Annotated in this window: 14 protein-coding genes; 8 read left to right on the top strand and 6 right to left on the bottom strand. The window is 71.7% G+C overall.

Features of this window, described 5'->3' with window-relative positions; translation table 11 throughout:
- A complete protein-coding gene (locus IF04_RS0128060) occupies positions 1-471 on the bottom strand; it encodes a pyridoxamine 5'-phosphate oxidase family protein (protein ID WP_030263838.1) in 471 nt (156 codons plus the stop codon).
- 200 nt (positions 472-671) lie between these two features.
- Here IF04_RS0128060 and IF04_RS0128055 point away from each other — a divergent pair, with 200 nt between their 5' ends.
- Positions 672-1,325 carry a cysteine hydrolase family protein gene (locus IF04_RS0128055; RefSeq protein WP_030263836.1) on the top strand — a complete coding sequence of 218 codons (654 nt, stop codon included), beginning with the start codon at positions 672-674 and terminating at the stop codon, positions 1,323-1,325.
- Between the two features lie 23 nt (positions 1,326-1,348).
- Here IF04_RS0128055 and IF04_RS0128050 read toward each other — a convergent pair whose 3' ends face one another.
- The 4 genes from IF04_RS0128050 to IF04_RS0128035 all read right to left on the bottom strand — a co-directional run bounded on the left by IF04_RS0128050 (position 1,349) and on the right by IF04_RS0128035 (position 6,952).
- A complete protein-coding gene (locus IF04_RS0128050; protein ID WP_030263833.1) occupies positions 1,349-1,843 on the bottom strand; it encodes a Rieske (2Fe-2S) protein in 495 nt (164 codons plus the stop codon).
- Between the two features lie 126 nt (positions 1,844-1,969).
- Positions 1,970-3,649: an acyl-CoA dehydrogenase family protein gene (locus IF04_RS0128045; protein ID WP_030263830.1), complete on the bottom strand. Its 1,680-nt coding sequence runs from the start codon at positions 3,647-3,649 to the stop codon at positions 1,970-1,972.
- A gap of 192 nt (positions 3,650-3,841) precedes the next feature.
- Entirely contained in the window at positions 3,842-4,744 is a 903-nt protein-coding gene (locus IF04_RS0128040) for a LysR family transcriptional regulator (RefSeq protein WP_030263828.1), read from the bottom strand.
- Between the two features lie 33 nt (positions 4,745-4,777).
- Positions 4,778-6,952 (bottom strand): S9 family peptidase, encoded by a 2,175-nt coding sequence (locus tag IF04_RS0128035; protein WP_051831630.1) that lies wholly within the window; start codon positions 6,950-6,952, stop codon positions 4,778-4,780.
- Between the two features lie 198 nt (positions 6,953-7,150).
- Between IF04_RS0128035 and IF04_RS0128030 the strand changes: the two genes are divergently transcribed.
- Genes IF04_RS0128030 through arfA form a run of 7 tightly spaced genes read left to right on the top strand, consistent with a single transcriptional unit; the run spans position 7,151 to position 16,244 of the window.
- The gene (locus IF04_RS0128030) at positions 7,151-8,434 is read left to right on the top strand and encodes an extracellular solute-binding protein (protein WP_030263821.1); all 1,284 of its coding nucleotides are present in this window, start codon (positions 7,151-7,153) and stop codon (positions 8,432-8,434) included.
- A gap of 13 nt (positions 8,435-8,447) precedes the next feature.
- Positions 8,448-9,404, top strand: a complete 957-nt coding sequence (locus IF04_RS0128025; RefSeq protein ID WP_030263818.1) for a carbohydrate ABC transporter permease — start codon at positions 8,448-8,450, stop codon at positions 9,402-9,404.
- Positions 9,401-10,252 carry a carbohydrate ABC transporter permease gene (locus IF04_RS0128020; RefSeq protein WP_051831629.1) on the top strand — a complete coding sequence of 284 codons (852 nt, stop codon included), beginning with the start codon at positions 9,401-9,403 and terminating at the stop codon, positions 10,250-10,252. The genes IF04_RS0128025 and IF04_RS0128020 overlap by 4 nt, the downstream gene beginning before the upstream one ends.
- Before the next feature lie 2 nt (positions 10,253-10,254).
- Positions 10,255-10,857 (top strand): hypothetical protein, encoded by a 603-nt coding sequence (locus IF04_RS0128015; RefSeq protein ID WP_245654532.1) that lies wholly within the window; start codon positions 10,255-10,257, stop codon positions 10,855-10,857.
- Positions 10,858-10,876: 19 nt separating this feature from the next.
- Positions 10,877-13,621, top strand: coding sequence for an exo-rhamnogalacturonan lyase family protein (locus IF04_RS0128010; protein ID WP_030263809.1), 2,745 nt, complete (start codon positions 10,877-10,879; stop codon positions 13,619-13,621).
- Positions 13,618-14,658 (top strand): rhamnogalacturonan acetylesterase, encoded by a 1,041-nt coding sequence (locus tag IF04_RS0128005; RefSeq protein WP_030263805.1) that lies wholly within the window; start codon positions 13,618-13,620, stop codon positions 14,656-14,658. The genes IF04_RS0128010 and IF04_RS0128005 overlap by 4 nt, the downstream gene beginning before the upstream one ends.
- A 56-nt stretch (positions 14,659-14,714) precedes the next feature.
- Complete coding sequence (gene arfA, locus IF04_RS0128000) at positions 14,715-16,244, top strand: arabinosylfuranosidase ArfA (protein WP_030263802.1); 1,530 nt, start codon at positions 14,715-14,717, stop codon at positions 16,242-16,244.
- A 17-nt stretch (positions 16,245-16,261) separates the two neighbouring features.
- On the opposite strand, the gene IF04_RS0127995 is transcribed toward arfA, so the two are convergent.
- The gene (locus IF04_RS0127995) at positions 16,262-18,148 is read right to left on the bottom strand and encodes a rhamnogalacturonan lyase (RefSeq protein WP_030263800.1); all 1,887 of its coding nucleotides are present in this window, start codon (positions 18,146-18,148) and stop codon (positions 16,262-16,264) included.
- Between the last annotated feature and the right edge of the window lie 46 nt (positions 18,149-18,194).

The following is an 18,194-nucleotide window of genomic DNA, read 5'->3' as shown; positions in this document are numbered from 1 at the left end:
CTAACCCGGGATCTTGCGGAAGTCCCAGGAGGCCACCGCGTCCGGTGTGAGCCGCAGCCAGGCGTGCCGGCCGTCGTGCGGCATCGTCTCCAGGCCGAAGTACTTCGCCGCGAAGAGCTCTTCGGGCGCCGCGAGCTCCGGGCAGGGCTCGCCGCGCCGCGGTGCCTCGCCGACGAACGCCACGCTGCCCGACAGTTCGGCGCCGCGCAGTTCGCCGTACTCGTGGCCGTCGTCGACCACGACCGCCACCCGCTGGTCCTTCACGAGGTGGGCCCAACGTCGGCTGCGGGTGAGGGAGTACAGCCACATTGCGGTGCCGTCCCAGACGAACCACAGCGCCCCGACGTGCGGTGCGCCGTCCGGCCCGACCGTGGCGATCCGGCAGGTCCGCTGCCGTGCCAGAAAGGCGTCCAACTCCTCCGGGCTCATCATGATCCGGCGTCCCCTGCGCTGCCCTGCCGCTGCCGCCATCCGCGGCCACCTCCCCGGTCGCTCCCTGGCCACCTGACCAGGTGTCAGGAATCATGAGCCTTCCGCCCGACGAACGCAATGGACGCCCGGAGCGTCCCTACGAACGCAATGGACCCGGACCACCCCACGACCGCCCACCAGGCCCCACCCCAGGCTCCGCTCCCAAGCCCCGTCCCAGGGTCATCCCAGGAGGTTCCCCCATGCCCACGGAATCCCAAGTCGCGCACCTCGTCGAGCAGCTCGACCCCGCCATCACCGCGCTGCTCACCGTCGAGTGCCAGAACGGTGTCGTCGGCGCGGACAGCGCGCTGCCCGAACTGGCCGAGGCCGCCCGTACGTCCGGCGCGCTGGCCAGGGTGGCGCGGCTGACCGCCGCCGCGCACGAGGCCGGCGTTCAGGTCCTGCACGCGGTCGCCGAGCGCCGCCCCGACGGCCGCGGCTCCAGCCGCAACGCCCGCCTCTTCCGCGCGGCCGGGCAACTGCCCGTACAGCAGCTCACGGGGACGACCGCGGTACGGATCGCCGACCCGATACCGGTGTCCGAGAACGACCTGGTCGTCCGGCGGCTGCACGGGCTGTCGCCGATCGCCGGTACGGAGGTGGACGCGCTGCTGCGCAACCTCGGCGTCCGCAACGTGGTGATCGTCGGCGTCTCGGCGAACGTGGCGATACCGAACGCGGTCTTCGACGCGGTCAACCTCGGCTACACGGCGGTGGTGCCCGCCGATGCCATCGCCGGGGTGCCGGCCGAGTACACCCCGGCGATGGTGCGGAACACGCTCGCCCTGGTCGCCACCGTCACCTCCACGGACGCGGTACTGACCTGCTGGAAGCGGTCGCCGCGGGTGCGGTGAGGGGAGTTTTGAAGAGCGGGGGCTCAGGACAGTTCGATCTCGCCGCCCCGGACCTTCAGCGGTACGGCCGGCAGGCCCTTGGTCGCCGGGCCGTGCCGCACGCTGCCGTCCGCGATGGCGTACTTGCTGCCGTGGCAGCGGCAGTTGATCGTGCCGTCGCTGACGTCGGCCACGAGGCAGCCCGCGTGCCGGCAGATCGCCGAGAACGCCTTGAAATCGCCCTTCTCGGGCTGGGTCACCACGACCTTCTGCGCCTTGAAGATCTTCCCGCCGCCGGCGGGGATCTCCGAGGTCTTGGCCAGCGCCTTGGCGCCCCCGCCGGTGGCACCGCTCTCGGACGACGGGGAACCGCCGGAAGACGGCGAGCCCGACGCGGACGATGGCGAGCCGTATCCGCCACCCCCGCCACCCCCGTCGCCCCCGCACGCGGCGAGCGCCGCGGTCAGGCCCGCCGCGCCCGCCGCGGCGACGACCGTGCGCCGGGCGGCGCCGGCACGTTCCTGTGATGGTGAGCTCATGGTGACTCCAGAGGTCCCGGTCCCGGTTTGTCCTTCTGTCTTGTGAAGGTTCCATACGGACCGGCGGCCTCCGGTGTTCAAAGCGTCGGCCGAAAGGGTGGTCGTGCCCGCCTGTCCGCCGCCCTCCTAGACATCCGCCTCGGCGACAGCGATCGGTACCGAGCCGCCCTCCGCCAACGCGGCCAGATGGGCAAGGGCGGTGCGCGGCAGCGCCTCCGGGTCGGTGAGCAGCGCGAGGTAGACGTGCGCGGCCAGCAGGGCCCGCCCGTTCGGCACGGGCGCCGTGCACTCGTACGCCGCCTGTTCCAGCAGCAGCGTCGCCATCACGGTGCGGGTCAGCTCCTCCGCGTACCGCCCGGCGCGCATCTCCTGCTCCGCCGCCGGGCCCGCGAGCAGCCGGTCGCCGCGGGCCGCCAGCTCCTCCCAGCGGACCGCCAGCCGCTTCCCGGCGGGCAGGGACAGGGCGCGTGCCCGCTCCCCGTACGCCCGCGCAAGAGTGTGGTGCGCGGCGTAGCGGCGCAGGCAGCGGAGCACGTCCAGGGCGATCACGTTGGACGAGCCCTCCCAGATGGAGCCGAGGTGGGCGTCGCGCAGCAGCCGGGGGTTCACCCAGTCCTCGATGTAGCCGTTGCCGCCGCGGATCTCCATCGCCTCGCCCGTGACGGTACGGGCGCGCTTGCAGACCGTGTACTTGGCGAGCGGCGTGAGGACGCGTACGAGGTCCCGGGCGGCCGCGTCGCCCGCGTCGGCCTCGTCCAGCCGGGCCGCGGCCTCCAGGACCAGGGCGAGTGAAGCCTCCGCGTCGAGGATCATCGGCAGCAGCGTCGCGCGCATCAGGGGCTGCTCGAACAGCGGCGTACCGAAGACCACCCGCTCCCGGGCGTGGGCGACCGATTCGCGGACCGCGCGGCGCATCAGGGCGGCGGAGCGCATCGCGTTGGACAGCCGGGAGACGTTGAGCATCTCGGCCATCTGCCGGAAGCCGCGGGTGAGGTCGCCGACCGGGGTGGCGTACGCGCCGTCCAGCGTGACCTCGCCGCTGGCGATGGAGCGCGAGCCGAGCTTGTCCTTGAGGCGGTCGATGCGGACCGCGTTACGGGTGCCGTCCGGGCGCAGCCGCGGCACCAGGAACATGCCGAGGCCGCGCGTGCCCTCGCCCTGCCCCGGCACGCGCGCGAGCGTGAGGACGATGTCGGCGCCGGGGTTGGAGGCGAACCACTTCCGTCCGGTGAGCGTCCAGTGCGTTCCCCGGTCACTGGCCACGGTCTCGGTGCGCCCGACATCCGTGCCGCCCTGCTTCTCGGTCATGAACATCGCGCCAGTGGCGCGCGTCGCGGGATCGGTGGAGGTGAGCGCGGCGATCTCGGCGGCGTACCGCTCGGGGTCGAAGAGACGCAGCACGCGCGCGGCGGAGTCGGTCATGGACAGCGGGCAGGCCATGCCGAACTCGGACTGCACATAGAGGTAGGACAGTGCGTACTTGACGGTGTGCGGGGTGCGCGCCGGGTGGCCGTGGACGCCGGGGCGGTGCGACATCGCGGCGAGGCCGAAGCACTCGTACGCGATCTCCGCCAGCCGGTCGTGGGCGGGGTGGTACTCGATCTCGTCGATGCGTTCGCCGTCGGGTGCGTAGGAGCGCAGCCGGGGCGGATTGGCGTCGGCGAGCGCCGCCTGCCGGTCGATCTCACCGGCGGCGAGCGCCCCGAGCTCCGTGAGTAGCGGTTCGATACGGGCGCGGTCGTCGGCGGACAGTACCCGGTCCAGGAGCGGGCGCAGGGCGGGGTCCTGGTCGGCGAAGTTCGGCATACGGGTCTCCAGGTGCCTTGAAGTGATCCGCGCGGCATGACGAGACGCCGATCACCTTCGCAGGAGCCGGTGAGCGCTGTCCAAGATGTATTCGCGACCCCATTGAGACGTGATCGAGGACAATCGCCCGCCACCAGCAGGCTTCGAAGCCCGGCTCCAGGACACGCGCGTACGGCACGTCCGTGCCCGGCGTTACGGCTCGTACTCCGCCGGCGTGGGCAGCACCCGCTCCGCGACCTTCAGCACGTTGTGCAGCGCCGCCGACTCGTTGCCCGCGCGCCAGGCGAGGGCGATCGGCAGCGGGGCCACCTCGCCCGCCAGCGGGCGGAAGACCACGTGCTCCAGTCGGATGTTGCGCGCCGACTCCACCACCAGCGCCACGCCCACCCCGGCCCCGACCAGCGCCAGCAGGTTGTAGGAGTCCGGCGCCTCCTGGGCGACGCGCGGTGAGAAGCCGGCGGCGTGACAGGCGTGCACCAGCGCGTCCCGCACCGCCGAGCCGCGCGCGGCGGGGAAGGTCACGAAGCGCTCCCGCGCCAGCGCGGCGACGTCGACCGCCTCCCGCGCGGCCAGCGGATGGGTGTCCGGCAGCGCCAGGACCAGCCGCTCGACGCGGACGACCCGGGAGACGATGCCGCGCCGCACGGGGAGCGAGACGAAGCCGAGGTCCAGGGTGCCGTCGGTGATCCGGCCGAGCGCCTCGCCCGAGTAGACCTGGCCCTGCAACGACAGCTCGATACCGGGGTATTCGGAGGTGACCGCGCGGGCCAGCGGAGGCAGCGCCGCGTAGCTGCTGGCGCCCGCGTAGCCCACGGTGACCCGGCCCGCCTCGCCGAGGCTGACCGACTGGACCGTACGGCGCACGGCGGCCGCGTCGGCGAGGAGGTTGCGGGCCGGCTCCAGCAGGGCCTGGCCGGCCGCGGTGAGCCGTACCGAGCGGGTGGTGCGGTCGAAGAGGGCGGCGCCCAGGTCCCGCTCCAGCAGCCGGATCTGCTGGCTGAGCGGGGACTGGGCGATGTGCAGGCGTTCCGCGGCCCGGCCGAAGTGCAGTTCCTCGGCGACGGCCACGAATCCGGTGAGATGGCGCAGTTCCACGCGCCGCACCCTTTCAGTGCGCGCGACCGCCGCTCAAGCGCCGCGCACGGGCGCCGGACCGGGCGGCCGGGTTCCGGCGGGGTTCCGGCCAAGACCGAGCGCGTCCAGGAGGAAGTCGCGCTGGAACAGGAGGAGGTTCTCGTTGACCTGGTCGTCGGCGGGGGCGTGGGTGGCGCCGGGCAGTGGCAGGACCGTGTGCGGGCGGCCGGCGGCGAGCAGTTCGGCCGAGAACCGCAGCATGTTGGCGACCGTGACGTTGTCGTCCGCGAGGCCGTGGATCAGCAGCAGCGGGCGGCGCAGCAGATGGCCCCGGCCGGTCAGCGAGGACCGCTCGTAGTTCTGCGGCTGCTCGTCGGGGTGGCCGAGGAAACGCTCCTTCCAGTGCGTGTCGTACAGCCGCTGGTCGGTCGGCGCGGCGCCGGCCACCGCCGCGTGGAAGACCTCCGGGCGGAGCAGTACCGCGGCGGCGGCCAGGAACCCGCTGAAGGACCAGCCGCGGATCGCCACCCGGTCCAGGTCGAGGTCCGGGACCTGCTCGGCGGCGGCGTGCAGCGCGTCGACCTGGTCCTCCAGGGCGGGCGTGAGCTGGTCGCCGTGGACCGCCTTCTCCCACTCCGGGCCGCGCCCCGGTGTGCCGCGCCCGTCGGCGACCAGCACGGCGAAGCCCTGCTCGGCGAACCACTGCGAGACGCAGGCGGTCCAGCCGCGCGCGGCGACCGCGAGCTGCATGCCGGGCCCGGCGTACGGGTCGAGCAGTACGGGCAGCGGCCCCGTACCGGGCTCGTACCACGAGGGCAGGTACAGCGCGGCACGCAACTGGCGTTTGCCGAGCAGGAGATGGCGCGGACGAGGGGTGACGACCGGGGCTTCTGCCAAACAGGCAATGGCGGTCGGGGCAGGTGTCGCGACCCCGCCCTCCCCGCGGACCTCCGCGTACGGCCCCTCCGGCGTCACCCCATGGAACACCGCCGTGCCGCCCCCGACCACGGCCCCGTGCGTACCGGGCCCCTCGCTCAGCCGCACCGGTGCGTCCGCTTCCGGGTCGTGGCACCACACATGCGTCTCCACGGGGTCGTCGGAGGCGGTGAAGTACACCCGATCGCCCTCGGTACCCAGCACGCCGCGCACTTGCAGACCGGCCGGCGTGACCGCCTTGCCGCCGACCGCGAGGTGCCGGGTGCCGGCCACGTCATGGGTGAGCACCAGCGCGCCGGACGCGGTCCTGGCGGGCGTGCCGGGCACCAGCTCCACCCAGGCCGGGTCGGTCCGCTCGTCGAGGAGCGAGGTCGCGCCGGTGTCCGGGTCCACGGCGAGGGTGCGCAGCGAGCGCTGGTTCCGGGACTGCACCCCGATGAGCGGGCCGTGCGCGTCCCAGCCGACGGTGGCCAGGTACTCGTACGCCACCCGGTCCCACACCACCTCCGTACGGCTGCCGTCCAGGCCGTACACCCACAGGCTCACGTCCGCGTTGTCCGTGCCCGTCAGCGGGTACCGGATCGCACGCGGCGGCCGGTCGGGGTGTGCCGGGTCGCTGATCCAGCGCCGGTGGACGCGCGTGGTGTCCACCCGCGCGACGAGCAGCCGGTCGCCGTCCGGCGACCACCAGTGGCCGCGCAGCCGGCCCATGGACTCAGCGGCGGTGTACTCGGCGAGGCCGTAAGTGATCTCGGGGCCCTCGGCGGCGGCCAGTTGCCGGTCCCGGCCGGCCGCGCCCGCACCCGCGTCCGGTACCTCCACGATGTGCAGCGAACGGCCCGTCACATAGGCGATGTGGCGGCCGTCAGGGGAAGGGCGCGGGTCGAAGACGGGCCCCGCTGCCGGTACCGGGAAGGGCTCACCGCCGTCCGTGCGTACCGCCCACAGCGCGCCACCCAGCGCGAAGACCGCGAGGCGCGCCGCGCGGTCGGTCGCGTACGCCACCACACCGGCGGAGCGCTCGCGGGCCCGCTCCCGGCGCAGCCGTTCCTCCTCCGGCACCTCGCCCCCGCCGCCCACCAGCGCTGTCGGGTCGGCGAGGAGCCGCTCGGCGCCGTCCGCCAGCAGCCAGAGCCGGCCGATCGGATCCCGGCCGCCTCCGGTACGGGTGAACAGGACGCGCTCTCCGTCGGGGGAGACGGTGAAGTTCCGTGGCACGCCCAGTGAGAAGCGGCGGGTGCGGGCGAATTGGCGGGGAAAGGCGGCGCTGCCGGAAGTGTGGGTGGAGTCCATGGAGGAGTCTTATCGGCTGCGCGGCGGTCCGGGACAGTGCGTACTCGGGGCTGTGAATCGATTCATCCTGCACGGGATTCCGCCGAGTGGTGCAGCTTCTCAATTCGGTCCGATCCGTTGACCCGGTACCTGCCCGTCTCTACCTTGTGCAGCAAGCGCTTTCCTTGAACGATTCAACGGTTGTGCGGAGGACGGACTGTGCGTGCCAGTGGGAGAGTTGACCGGCGCGGCCTGCTCAAGATCACGGGTGGCTCGGTGGCCGCCCTGGGTCTGACGGCGGCCGGCTGCGGCACCGGCGGGGGATCGGCGGACGGTACCGTCACGATCCGGTACGCATGGTGGGGCGCCGACGACCGGGCCAAGCGGATCAACCAGAGCATCGAGCTTTTCGAGAAGAAGCACCCCAAGATCAAGGTCAAGACGGACTTCCAGGACTACGTGGCCTTCTGGGAAAAGTTCCAGACCCAGGCCGCGGGCGGCAACCCGCCGGACGTGTTCCAGTGCGCCATCGCCTTCCTGCGGAAGTACGACAAGCGGGGCGTGCTGCTCGACCTCAAGCAGCAGGTCGACGCGGGCCACCTGAAGATGACGGGCTTCCGGTCGGGCCTGGAGAAGGTCGGCGAGGTCGACGGCAAGCTGCTCGGCGTGCCGGTCGGCTCCAACACGATGTCCCTCGTCATCGACGAGAAGGCCTTCGCGAAGGCCGGCGTCACTCCGAAACAGGGCTGGACCTGGGACCAGTACTTCGCCGCGCTGAAGAAGATCCGCGACACCCAGAACCGCGCCGGTGACAGCGGCTACTACGGCGTCATGTACCTCTACGACCTCTACCTCCGGCAGCAGGGCAAGGCGTTCTTCACCGAGAACGGCCTCGGCTTCGACGAGGCCGACCTGCGGGAATGGTGGGCGGACGGCTACGCCGCGGTGCGGTCCGGGCTGGTCGCCGACCCCAAGAAGGTCGTGCAGATCGCGCCCAAGTCGGCGGTCTCCGACGGCCTGGCGGCCTCCGAGTTCACCTGGGACAACTTCTCCGTCCGGTACGACTCGGAGGGCGACAGCACGTACGGGCTCGCGCCGGTGCCGACCACCGACGGCGAGAAGACCGGGCAGTACCTCTCGTCCCTGATGCTGAGCGCATCGGCGCGCACCAAGTACCCGCAGCAGGTCGCCCGGTTCATCGACTTCATGGTGCACGACCCCGAGGTCGGCAAGATCATGGGGTACGACCGAGGCATCCTCGCGACCGAGGCGCAGTACAAGGCCTTCCGGCCGAGCGATCCGGTGAACAAGGCGATCGCCGCGTACGAGGAGAAGACCGCGGCGGCCGGGGTCTTCGGGCCGGTCACCCCGCACCCGGCGGGCGCCGACACCGTCGAGGCCGCGTTCCTGCGGATCGGCACGGACCTCGGCGTGGGGAAGACGAAGGCCCCCGACGCCGTGCGGCAGTTCTTCGCCGAGGCGAAGTCCGCCCTGGCCGGCTGAGGGGGAACGCGCAGTGACCCTCGTCAAGGCCCCGCCCGGCCGCGTCCGTACGCGACGCGCCGTCACCCCCGTCGCCCTGCGGCGGCGCGACCGCCGCGACAATCTCGCGGGCTATCTCTTCATGTCCCCGTGGATCGCCGGGTTCCTGCTGCTCACCGCGGGCCCGATGATCGCCTCCCTCTACTTCGCCTTCACCGACTACAACCTCTTCAACACGCCCACGTGGATCGGCCTGGACAACTTCACCCAGATGTTCGCCGACCCGCGGTGGCAGAAGTCGGTCGAGGTCACCGCCAAGTACGTCATCATCGGCACGCCGCTGAAGCTGCTGCTGGCACTCGGTGTGGCCCTGCTGCTCGCCCGGAACGGGCGCGGCCAGGGCTTCTACCGGGCCGCCTTCTACGCCCCCTCGCTCATCGGCGCGAGCGTCACCGTCGGCTTCGTCTGGCGCGCGCTCTTCTCCGACGGCGCGATCGTCGACCGTGCGCAGTCGTTCCTCGGCTTCCACGTGGGCGGCTGGGTCGGCGACCCGGAGTGGGTGCTCTACAGTCTGGCCGCGCTCACCGTGTGGCAGTTCGGCGCGCCGATGGTCATCTTCCTGGCCGGGCTCAAGCAGGTGCCGCGCGAGCTGTACGAGGCGGCGGCGGTGGACGGCGCGGGACCGCTGCGGCGGTTCTGGAGCGTCACCCTGCCGATGATCTCCCCGGTGCTGTTCTTCAACGTCCTGCTGGAGACCATCCACGCCTTCCAGATCTTCGGCTCGGCGTACGTGGTCTCCAACGCGACCTGCGGGCCCGCCGATTCGGCCCTTGTCTACACCTGTTACCTCTACCAGAAGGGCTTCAAGGAGGCTCAAATGGGATTCGCCTCCGCGATGGCCTGGATGCTGCTGCTCGCCGTGGCACTGGTGACGGCGGTGCTGTTCTGGTCCCAGAAGCGGTGGGTCCACTACGAGGAGGCAGCCCGGTGAGCGTCCTCGGTACGTCCCGCCGGCGCGCCGGCGTCGCCTGGCACCTCGGTGCCCTGGTCGTCCTCGCGGTCGTCCTCTACCCGGTGGTGTGGGTCATCGGAGCCGCGTTCAAGCCCAGCCGCGAGATCGTCGGCAGTCTGGAGCTGTTCCCGGTCCGCCCCGTCCTGGACAACTTCCGCGGGCTGGCCGACGGGATCGCCGACATCCCGATCGCCACGTTCTTCGGCAACTCGCTGTTCTACGCGGTGGGTTCCGTCGTCGGTGTGCTCGTCTCCGCCTCGCTGACGGCGTACGCGTTCGCCAAGATCCGGTTCGCCGGGCGGAAGCTGATGTTCACGCTGATGATCGGCACGCTGCTGCTGCCGTACCACGTGCTGCTGATCCCGCAGTACGTGATGTTCCAGAAGCTGGAACTGATCAACACTTATGTGCCGCTGCTCATCGGGAAGTTCCTGGCCACCGAGGCGTTCTTCGTCTTCCTGATGGTGCAGTTCATGCGCAACCTGCCGCGCGAGCTGGACGAGGCCGCCCGCCTCGACGGCTGCGGGCACCTGCGGATCTACTGGTCCGTCGTGCTGCCGCTGTGCCGCCCGGCCCTCATCACCAGCGCGATCTTCACGTTCATCAACGCCTGGAACGACTTCATGGGCCCGCTGATCTACCTCAACGAGCCGGGCAAGTACACCGTTTCGCTCGGGATGATGATGTTCCGGGACCAGGAGAGCGTGGCCAACTACGGCGGCATGATCGCGATGGCGCTGGTGGCGCTGCTGCCCGTGCTGGCCTTCTTCCTCGCCTTCCAGCGGTACCTGATCGACGGCATGGCCACGTCCGGACTGAAGGGCTGACCGTGACGGAGTCCCGTTTCCGGGAGCGGTTCGGGCTCTTCGCCGAGGTTCTGCTGACCGGTGTGTGGATCGGCCTGGCCGCGTTGCCGCTGGTCACCTACCCGGCGGCGTTCGCGGCGGGGGCCCGCCATCTGCGGCGGTACACGAGCCATCGGCCCGCCGGCTTCCGGCAGTTCGCGGCGGATGTACGGGCGGCCGCCCGCACGGGCTGGGCCGTCGGTGCCGGCGGCTGGGTGGCCTGCTGGCTGGCGTGGCTGGACCTGGAGGCGGTACGCAACGGACTGCCCGGGGGCCCGCTGGTGGGCGCGGCCGGTCTCCTCGCGCTGTGCGGGGCCGCCGTGGCGGGGCTGCGGGCGGCCGCGGTCTGGGAGCCCGGGGCGTCCTGGCGGGCGCTGCTCGCTGCCGCCGGCCGGCGCACGGTCCTCGACCCTGCCGGGTCCTTCCTGCTGGTGGGCGGGGTGGCCGTGGTCGCCGTCTCCGCCTGGTTCAGCCCGCCGCTGGCGATCCCGGTACTCGGCGCCCTCGCCGCGGCGGCGCTCGCCGTGGAGGAGCGGTACGGGCGGCGCCGGACCGCGGCGGGCCACGCCACAACTGCTCTCGACTAGCGAACGGAAAGGAACAACGATGTCTCCGATCCCCCGCAGATCCCTTCTGAAGGCGGCCGCGGCCGCCGGTGCCGTCGCCCACTTCAGCTGGTCCCTCGGCAGCGCGCCGGCGGCCGCCGCCGACGGGCCCGGCAAGCGTGCCGCCGGCGGCCCCGTCGAGCTGACCTGGCTGGAGGACGGCGGCCTGGGCGCGGCGCCGGGCTCGACCCTCGGCGTGCCCTGGCCCAAGGGCGCGTACGAGGCGGACCAGGAATTCACCCTCACCGACGGCGGCGGCAAGGCCGTACCCGTCCAGACCTGGCCGCTCGCCTACTGGCCCGACGGCTCCCTGAAGTGGACCGCGCACGCCCTGGGCCCGCAGTCGGCCGCCGAGAAGTACACGCTCAAGGCCGGTGCCCCCACCGCGCCCGCCAAGAAGGTCACCGTCGACCGCAAGGGCGGCACCGTCGACGTCGATACCGGCGTGATCACCGCCCGGATCGGCACGAGCGGTGCCACGCTAGTGAAGTCCGTCCGCAGAGGCGCCACCGAGATCGCCAAGGACGGCCGCCTCGTGCTGCTGCGCCAGGGCGAGATCGAGGACGGCGACCAGGGCACCGAGAAGTACGAGCGCTTCGAGAGCGCCATCGGCGAGGTGGAGGTCGAGCAGGACGGCCCGGTCCGCGCGGTCGTCCGCATCGACGGCAAGCACCGCCGCGGCAACCGCTCCTGGCTGCCGTTCTCCGTCCGCCTCTACTTCTACGCGGGCGCCGAGTCCATCCGCATGGTCCACACGATCACGTACGACGGGACGCAGGAGCCCGGCAAGGCGAGCGGGGACTTCATCCGCGGACTCGGCGTGCGCTTCACCGTGCCGATGCGCGACGAGAGCTACGACCGGCACATCCGCATCGGCGGCGACGGCACCGGCCTGCTGCGCGAGGCGGTCAAGGGCATCACCGGGCTGCGCCGCGACCCGGGTGCCGCCGTGCAGGCCGCCCAGTTCGAGGGGAAGAAGCTGCCCGACCCGGCCACCTGGGACCAGCGGGTGACCAGCCGGCTGCACCTCATCCCCGAGTGGGGCGACTACACGCTCTCCCAGCTCTCCGCCGACGGGTTCACGGTGCGCAAGCGCACCAAGAAGGGCCACGGCTGGATCCCGGCCGGCGGCGGCCACCGCGCCTCGGGCTTCGGCTACGTCGGCGGCGCGAGCGGCGGCTTCGCCTTCGGGCTGCGCGACTTCTGGGAGAAGCACCCGGCCGGACTCGACATCCGCGGGGCGCAGACGGAGGAGGCCGAGGTCACCCTCTGGCTCTGGTCCTCCGAGGCCCCGCCCATGGACCTGCGCTTCTACCACGACGGCATGGGCCAGGACAGCTACGCCGAGCAGCTCGAAGGGCTCAACATCACCTACGAGGACTACGAGCCGGAGTTCGGCACGCCGTACGGCATCGCCCGCACCAGCGAACTCCTCTTCTGGGCGCACGACACCACCCCGGCCGCCGACGCGCTCGCGAGCCAGGTCGAAGCCGTCCGCACCCTGCCCCAACTCGCCCCGCCACCACGCCAGTTCATCACCGCCGGTGTCTTCGGCCCCGGCCTCTACGCCGAGCCCGACCGCTCGACGCCCGCCAAGGCCAGGATCGAGGACCATCTCGACTTCCTCTTCACCTACTACAAGGACCAGGTGGAGCAGCGGCGCTGGTACGGCTTCTGGGACTACGGCGACGTGATGCACTTCTACGACACGGCCCGCCACCAGTGGCGCTACGACGTCGGCGGCTACGCCTGGGACAACTCCGAGCTCTCGCCCGACCTCTGGCTCTGGTACGCCTATCTGCGCTCCGGGCGCGCCGATATCTTCCGCTTCGCCGAGGCCATGACCCGGCACACCGGCGAGGTCGACGTCTACCACCTCGGCAAATGGGCCGGACTCGGCACCCGGCACGGCGTCCAGCACTACGCCGACAGTGCGAAGCAGCAGCGCATCGCCAACACCACCTACCGCCGCTTCTACTACTTCCTCACCGCCGACGAACGGGTCGGCGACCTGATGCACGCCAACGTCGACTCCGACGAGACGTTCCTCGTCCTCGACCCGCAGCGCAAGGTCCGCCCCGATTCCGACTACAAGCCCGACCCGCACGCCCTCTCCATCGGCTTCGGCACCGACTGGTCCGGGCTGGTCTCCGCGTGGCTGACCGAGTGGGAGCGGCGCGGAACCAAGTGGCAGAAGGCCAGGGCGCGGGTGCTGTCCACGATGGAGACCATCGCGGCCCAGCCCAACGGCTTCGTGCAGGGCAGCGGACTCTACGACCTGGACACCGGGAAGTTCGCCGTCGCGGAGAAGCCGGTGGTCAGTGTGTCGCACCTGTCCGCCGTCTTCGGCCTCAACGAGCTGTGCGCCGAGCTGATCGACCTGGTCGACAACGAGAAGTTCGAGGAGGCGTACCTCGACTACTGCCGCTACTTCAACGCCACCAAGGCGGAGCAGAAGGCGCGTTACGGCGCGGACTTCGGCAGCCTGATCCTCTTCCAGGGCCACTCCCGGCTCGACGCGTACGCCGCTCACCGTACGGGCGACAAGAAGCTCGCCCAGCGCGCGTGGGACAAGTTCCTCCGCTCCGACGGCTACACGGAGAGCGCGCCCTGGAAGACGGAGAAGGTGTCCGGGCCGACCGCGCTCGTCCCCGGCGGCGAGGCACCCTGGGTGTCCACCAATGACACCGCGCTCTATGGCCTCGCCGCCATCGAGAACCTGGCGTTGCTGGGGGAGCCGCGATGAGACGCACCGCGCTGTGCGTCCTGATGGCGGCCTTCGCCGCCGGCGGCCTGACCGCCGCCCCGGCGCGGGCCGCCGCGCCCCACGGCCCGTGCACGGCCGGGGCCACCGGGATCGGCTGCCACTTCGACGTGGCCCCCGGCACGTACGACGTGTCGGTGGTACTCGGCGGAGAGACGGCGGCGCGTACCTCCGTCACCGCCGAGATCCGCCGCGCGATGCTGCCCGAGACGGCCACCGCGGCGGGCCGTACGGTCCGCCGGTCCTTCACCGTCGACGTCCGCACGCCCGAGGGCGAGCCGACCGGTGCCACCGGCACCCCCGGCCTCGATCTCACCTTCGGCGGCGCGGCGCCGGCCCTCTCCGGCATCCGCGTCACCCCGGCCCCGGCCCGCTCCGCACGCAAGGTCCTGCTGGTCGGCGACTCGACCGGCTGCGACCAGGCGGGCGCACCGTACGCCGGGTGGGGACAGCAGCTGTCGCAGTACCTGCGCCGGGGCGCCGCCGTCGCCAACCACGCCGACTCCGGCGAGAGCACCGTCTCGTACCTCGCCGACCCCCGGCTCTTCGACACGGTCGAGGCCCGCATCCAACGCGGCGACCTCGTCCTCGTACAGCTCGCCCACAACGACAAGCAGACCGACGAGGCCACCTACCGCAGCAACCTCTCCGCCATGGTCGACCGCATCCGAGCCCGTGGCGGCCGCCCCGTCCTGGTCACTCCGATCGTGCGCCGCTGGTTCAACGCCGACGGCACGCTGAACAACCCCACCGCCCTGCTGGTCAACGGCCTGGGCGTGGACCATCCCGCGGTGCTCCGGGAGGTCGCCGCCGCGCGTGACGTACCGCTGATCGACCTCACCGCGCGGACCAAACAGCTCGTCGAGTCACTGGGGACGGAGGCCTCCAAGGCGCTGTACCTGACCAATGAGGCGCGCGACAACACCCACACCTCCGAGCACGGCGCGACGGTCTACGCGGGCCTGGTCCGCGACGCGCTCCGCGCCCAGCACCTGCTGCCCGAGCGGGATCTGCGGTGACCGCGCCGCGCCCCGGACCCCGCCCCGGACCCCGCCCCGGACCCCGGAAGGACGCCATGCCACGCACCGCACGTCCGGCCCGCTTCACCCTCGACCCCGCCTTCACCGTCGGCGAGGCCGGCCCGCGGCTCTTCGGCGCCTTCGTCGAGCACCTCGGCCGCTGCGTCTACACCGGCATCTTCGAGCCGGACCACCCCGCCGCCGACGAGGCCGGGCTCCGTACCGACGTGCTGGCCCTGATCCGGGAACTCGGCGTCACCACGATCCGCTACCCCGGCGGCAACTTCGTCTCCGGCTACAAGTGGGAGGACTCGGTCGGCCCCGTCGAGCGGCGGCCCCGCCGCCTGGACCTTGCCTGGCGGTCGACGGAGACCAACCGCTTCGGCCTCTCCGAGTACCTCGCCTTCCTGAAGAAGCTGGGCCCGCAGGCCGAGCCCATGATGGCGCTCAACCTCGGCACCCGCGGAGTGGCCGAGGCGCTGGAACTCCAGGAGTACGCCAACCACCCGGCCGGCACCGAGCTGTCCGAGCTCCGCATCGCGCACGGCGACAAGGACCCGTACGGCATCCGCCTGTGGTGCCTGGGCAACGAGCTGGACGGGCCCTGGCAGACCGGCCACAAGACGGCCGGGGAGTACGCCCGGCTCGCCGCCGAGACGGCCCGCGCCATGCGGCAGGCCGACCCCTCCGTGGAGCTGGTCGCCTGCGGCTCCTCCAGCCGGTCCATGCCCACCTTCGCGGAGTGGGAGGCGACCGTGCTCGCGGAGACCTACGACCTGGTGGACCACGTCTCGCTGCATGCCTACTACGAAGAACTGGACGGGGACCGGGACTCGTTCCTCGCCTCGGCCGTCGACATGGAGTCCTTCATCGAGGACACCGTGGCGACCTGCGACCACATCGGCGCGCGGCTGAAATCCAAGAAGCGGATCACCCTCTCCTTCGACGAGTGGAACGTCTGGTACATGTCCCGGGCGCAGCGGGAGGCCACCACCGCGGACCCGGCGGACTGGCCCGAGGCGCCGCGGCTGCTGGAGGACAACTACAGCGTCACCGACGCCGTCGTCCTCGGCTCGTTGCTGATCGCCCTGCTGCGCCACGCCGACCGGGTGGCCGTCGCCTGCCTCGCTCAGCTCGTCAATGTGATCGCGCCGATCCTGACCGAGCCGGGCGGCCCGGCCTGGCGGCAGACCACGTTCCACCCGTTCGCGCAGGCATCACGGTACGGCCGCGGCCAGGTCCTGGACGTACGGGTGGACTCGCCCACGTACGCGACGGCGAAGTACGGCGAGGTGCCGCTGCTGCACGCCACCGCCGTGCGCGACCCGGAGTCCGGCGCGGTCACCGTCTTCGCCGTCAACCGGAGCCAGGACGCCGCGCTGCCCCTGGAGGTGGCGCTGCGCGGGCTGGAGGTGACGCGTCTCGCCGGGCACAGTGCGCTGGCCGACGCGGACCCGGAGGCCCGCAACACCCTCGCCGTGCCGGAGCGGGTCGTGCCGCACGAGGTGAGCGGCACGACGCTCCAGGGCGGCACACTCCGCGCCACCCTGGAGCCGCTGTCGTGGAACGTCATCCGGCTGGCCTGACGGTCCGGCGCATGTGCTTACGGAGTGGTGATCTGCGGCCGGGGCGGCGTTGCCATTCCGTTGCCCAAGTAGAAGCCGGTGTGCGGCGGTTGGTTGTAGCCGGAGTTCTGCCAGGCCAGGCCGGTGCGGTACATGGTGTCGTGCAGCAGTGTGGTGATCTTCGTGCCGGTCTCGTGGGGCGTGGAGTAGATCCGCAGGTTGCGGTTGTCCGACGTCCGCCAGACGACCTCCTCGCGCCAGTCGCCGAGGATGTCGCCGGACAGCACCGGAGTCGCCTTGGTGCCGTTGTTCGAGGCCACCGACGCACCGGTCAGCAGGCGGGTGTCACCGCTCGTGCCGTACTTGTCGATGCGCGTGCCGTCGAGGAGTTCGCGGGTGGTGTCACCGTCCCACCAGCTGAGGAAGTTGGCCGAGGACGGCTCGCGGCCCTTGGCGGCGCCCGCCTCGTCGCGCACCTGGGTGTCGGCGGCCGACCACATCTCGGCGCCGGCGTTGCCGGACCAGATGTCACCGGCCACGCCGCGCCCGTTGTCGCAGCAGGCGGCGAGCTTCCAGCGGACGGCGCCGTTCTTCGGGTCGAGGTACAGCTCGGCGGGCTGCCCTGTGGACTCGGAGACCTTGAAGTACTCCAGGCCCGGAGTGCCGGGGTCGAGGTCCGCGAGGTGTTGTGCGTCGCCGTGCCCGGTCTTCGCGGTCCACAGCCCGGAGCCGTTGTCGTCCACCGTCATCGAGCCGTACACCACCTCGTCCCTGCCGTCGCCGTCCACGTCGCCGACGGAGAGGCTGTGCGAGCCCTGGCCGTCGTAGCCCTTGCCCTTGTTGGTGGAGGAGTCGGTGTCGAAGGTCCAGCGGCGGGTGAAGGCGCCGTTCCGCCAGTCCCAGGCCGCGATCACACTGCGGGTGTAGTAGCCGCGTGCCATGATCAGCGAGGGCCGGGAGCCGTCCAGGTACGCGGTTCCGGCGAGGAAGCGGTCCGCACGGTTTCCGTAACTGTCGCCCCAGGACGCGACGTTGCCGCGCGCGGGCACGTAGTCGGTGGTGCCCATCGCGGCGCCGGTGCGGCCGTTGAACATGGTGAGGTACTCGGGCCCGGACAGCACGTAGCCACTGCTGTTGCGGTGGTCGGCGGACGCACTGCCGACCGTCTTGCCCTGCCCGTCGACCGTGCCGTCCGCGGTCTTCATGGCGACCTCGGCCTTGCCGTCGCCGTCGTAGTCGTACACCTGGAACTGGGTGTAGTGGGCTCCCGAGCGGATGTTGCGGCCGAGGTCGATGCGCCACAGCCGGGTGCCGTCGAGTTTGATGCCGTCCACGATCGTGTTGCCGGTGTAGCCGGACTGCGAGTTGTCCTTGGCGTTCGTGGGCTGCCACTTCAGGACGAAGTCCAGCGCGCCGTCGCCGTCGAGGTCGCCCACCGACGCGTCGTTGGCCTCGTAGGTGTACGCCACGCCGTCCGGAGTGGTGCCACCCGCCGGGGGTGTGAGGGGCACGTCCTTGTACCCGGCGCGGAACTGTACGGCGTGCGCGGAGTCGCCCTGTTCCGTGCCGTTGACGACCGCGCGGACGGTGTAGTCGGCCTGTTCGGGGGCGCCGGAGTGGAAGTAGTTGGTGGAGTTGGTGATCGGGGCGGAGTTGACCTTGGTGCCGGCCCGGTAGACGTTGAAGGAGACGCTGTCCGGGTCGGTGCCGAGCCAGCGCCAGCTGATCAGGTTGCCGTCGTTGGTGTGGACGCTGACCACGCCGCGGTCGAGTTTCTCGGCCTGGCGCGCAGTGGCGGCGGACGAGGTGCCGGCCAGTGCGCCGAGCCCTGTCGTGGCGAGTGCACCGGTCACGACGGCGGTGAGCAGGGCGCGGCGATGTCTGCGCCGGTGGCTGGTGGTGCGGGGTGTTCCGGGGTGCTTCACGATGCCTCCTGCGGTGCGGGTGGGGGTACGGGAGTGGCCCGTTGTG

Source organism: Streptomyces violens (assembly GCF_000717745.1).
Taxonomy (GTDB): Bacteria; Actinomycetota; Actinomycetes; order Streptomycetales; family Streptomycetaceae; genus Streptomyces; species Streptomyces violens.
The sequence above is the reverse complement of the archived record's forward strand: the minus strand, read 5'-3'. Positions and strand labels throughout refer to the sequence as shown.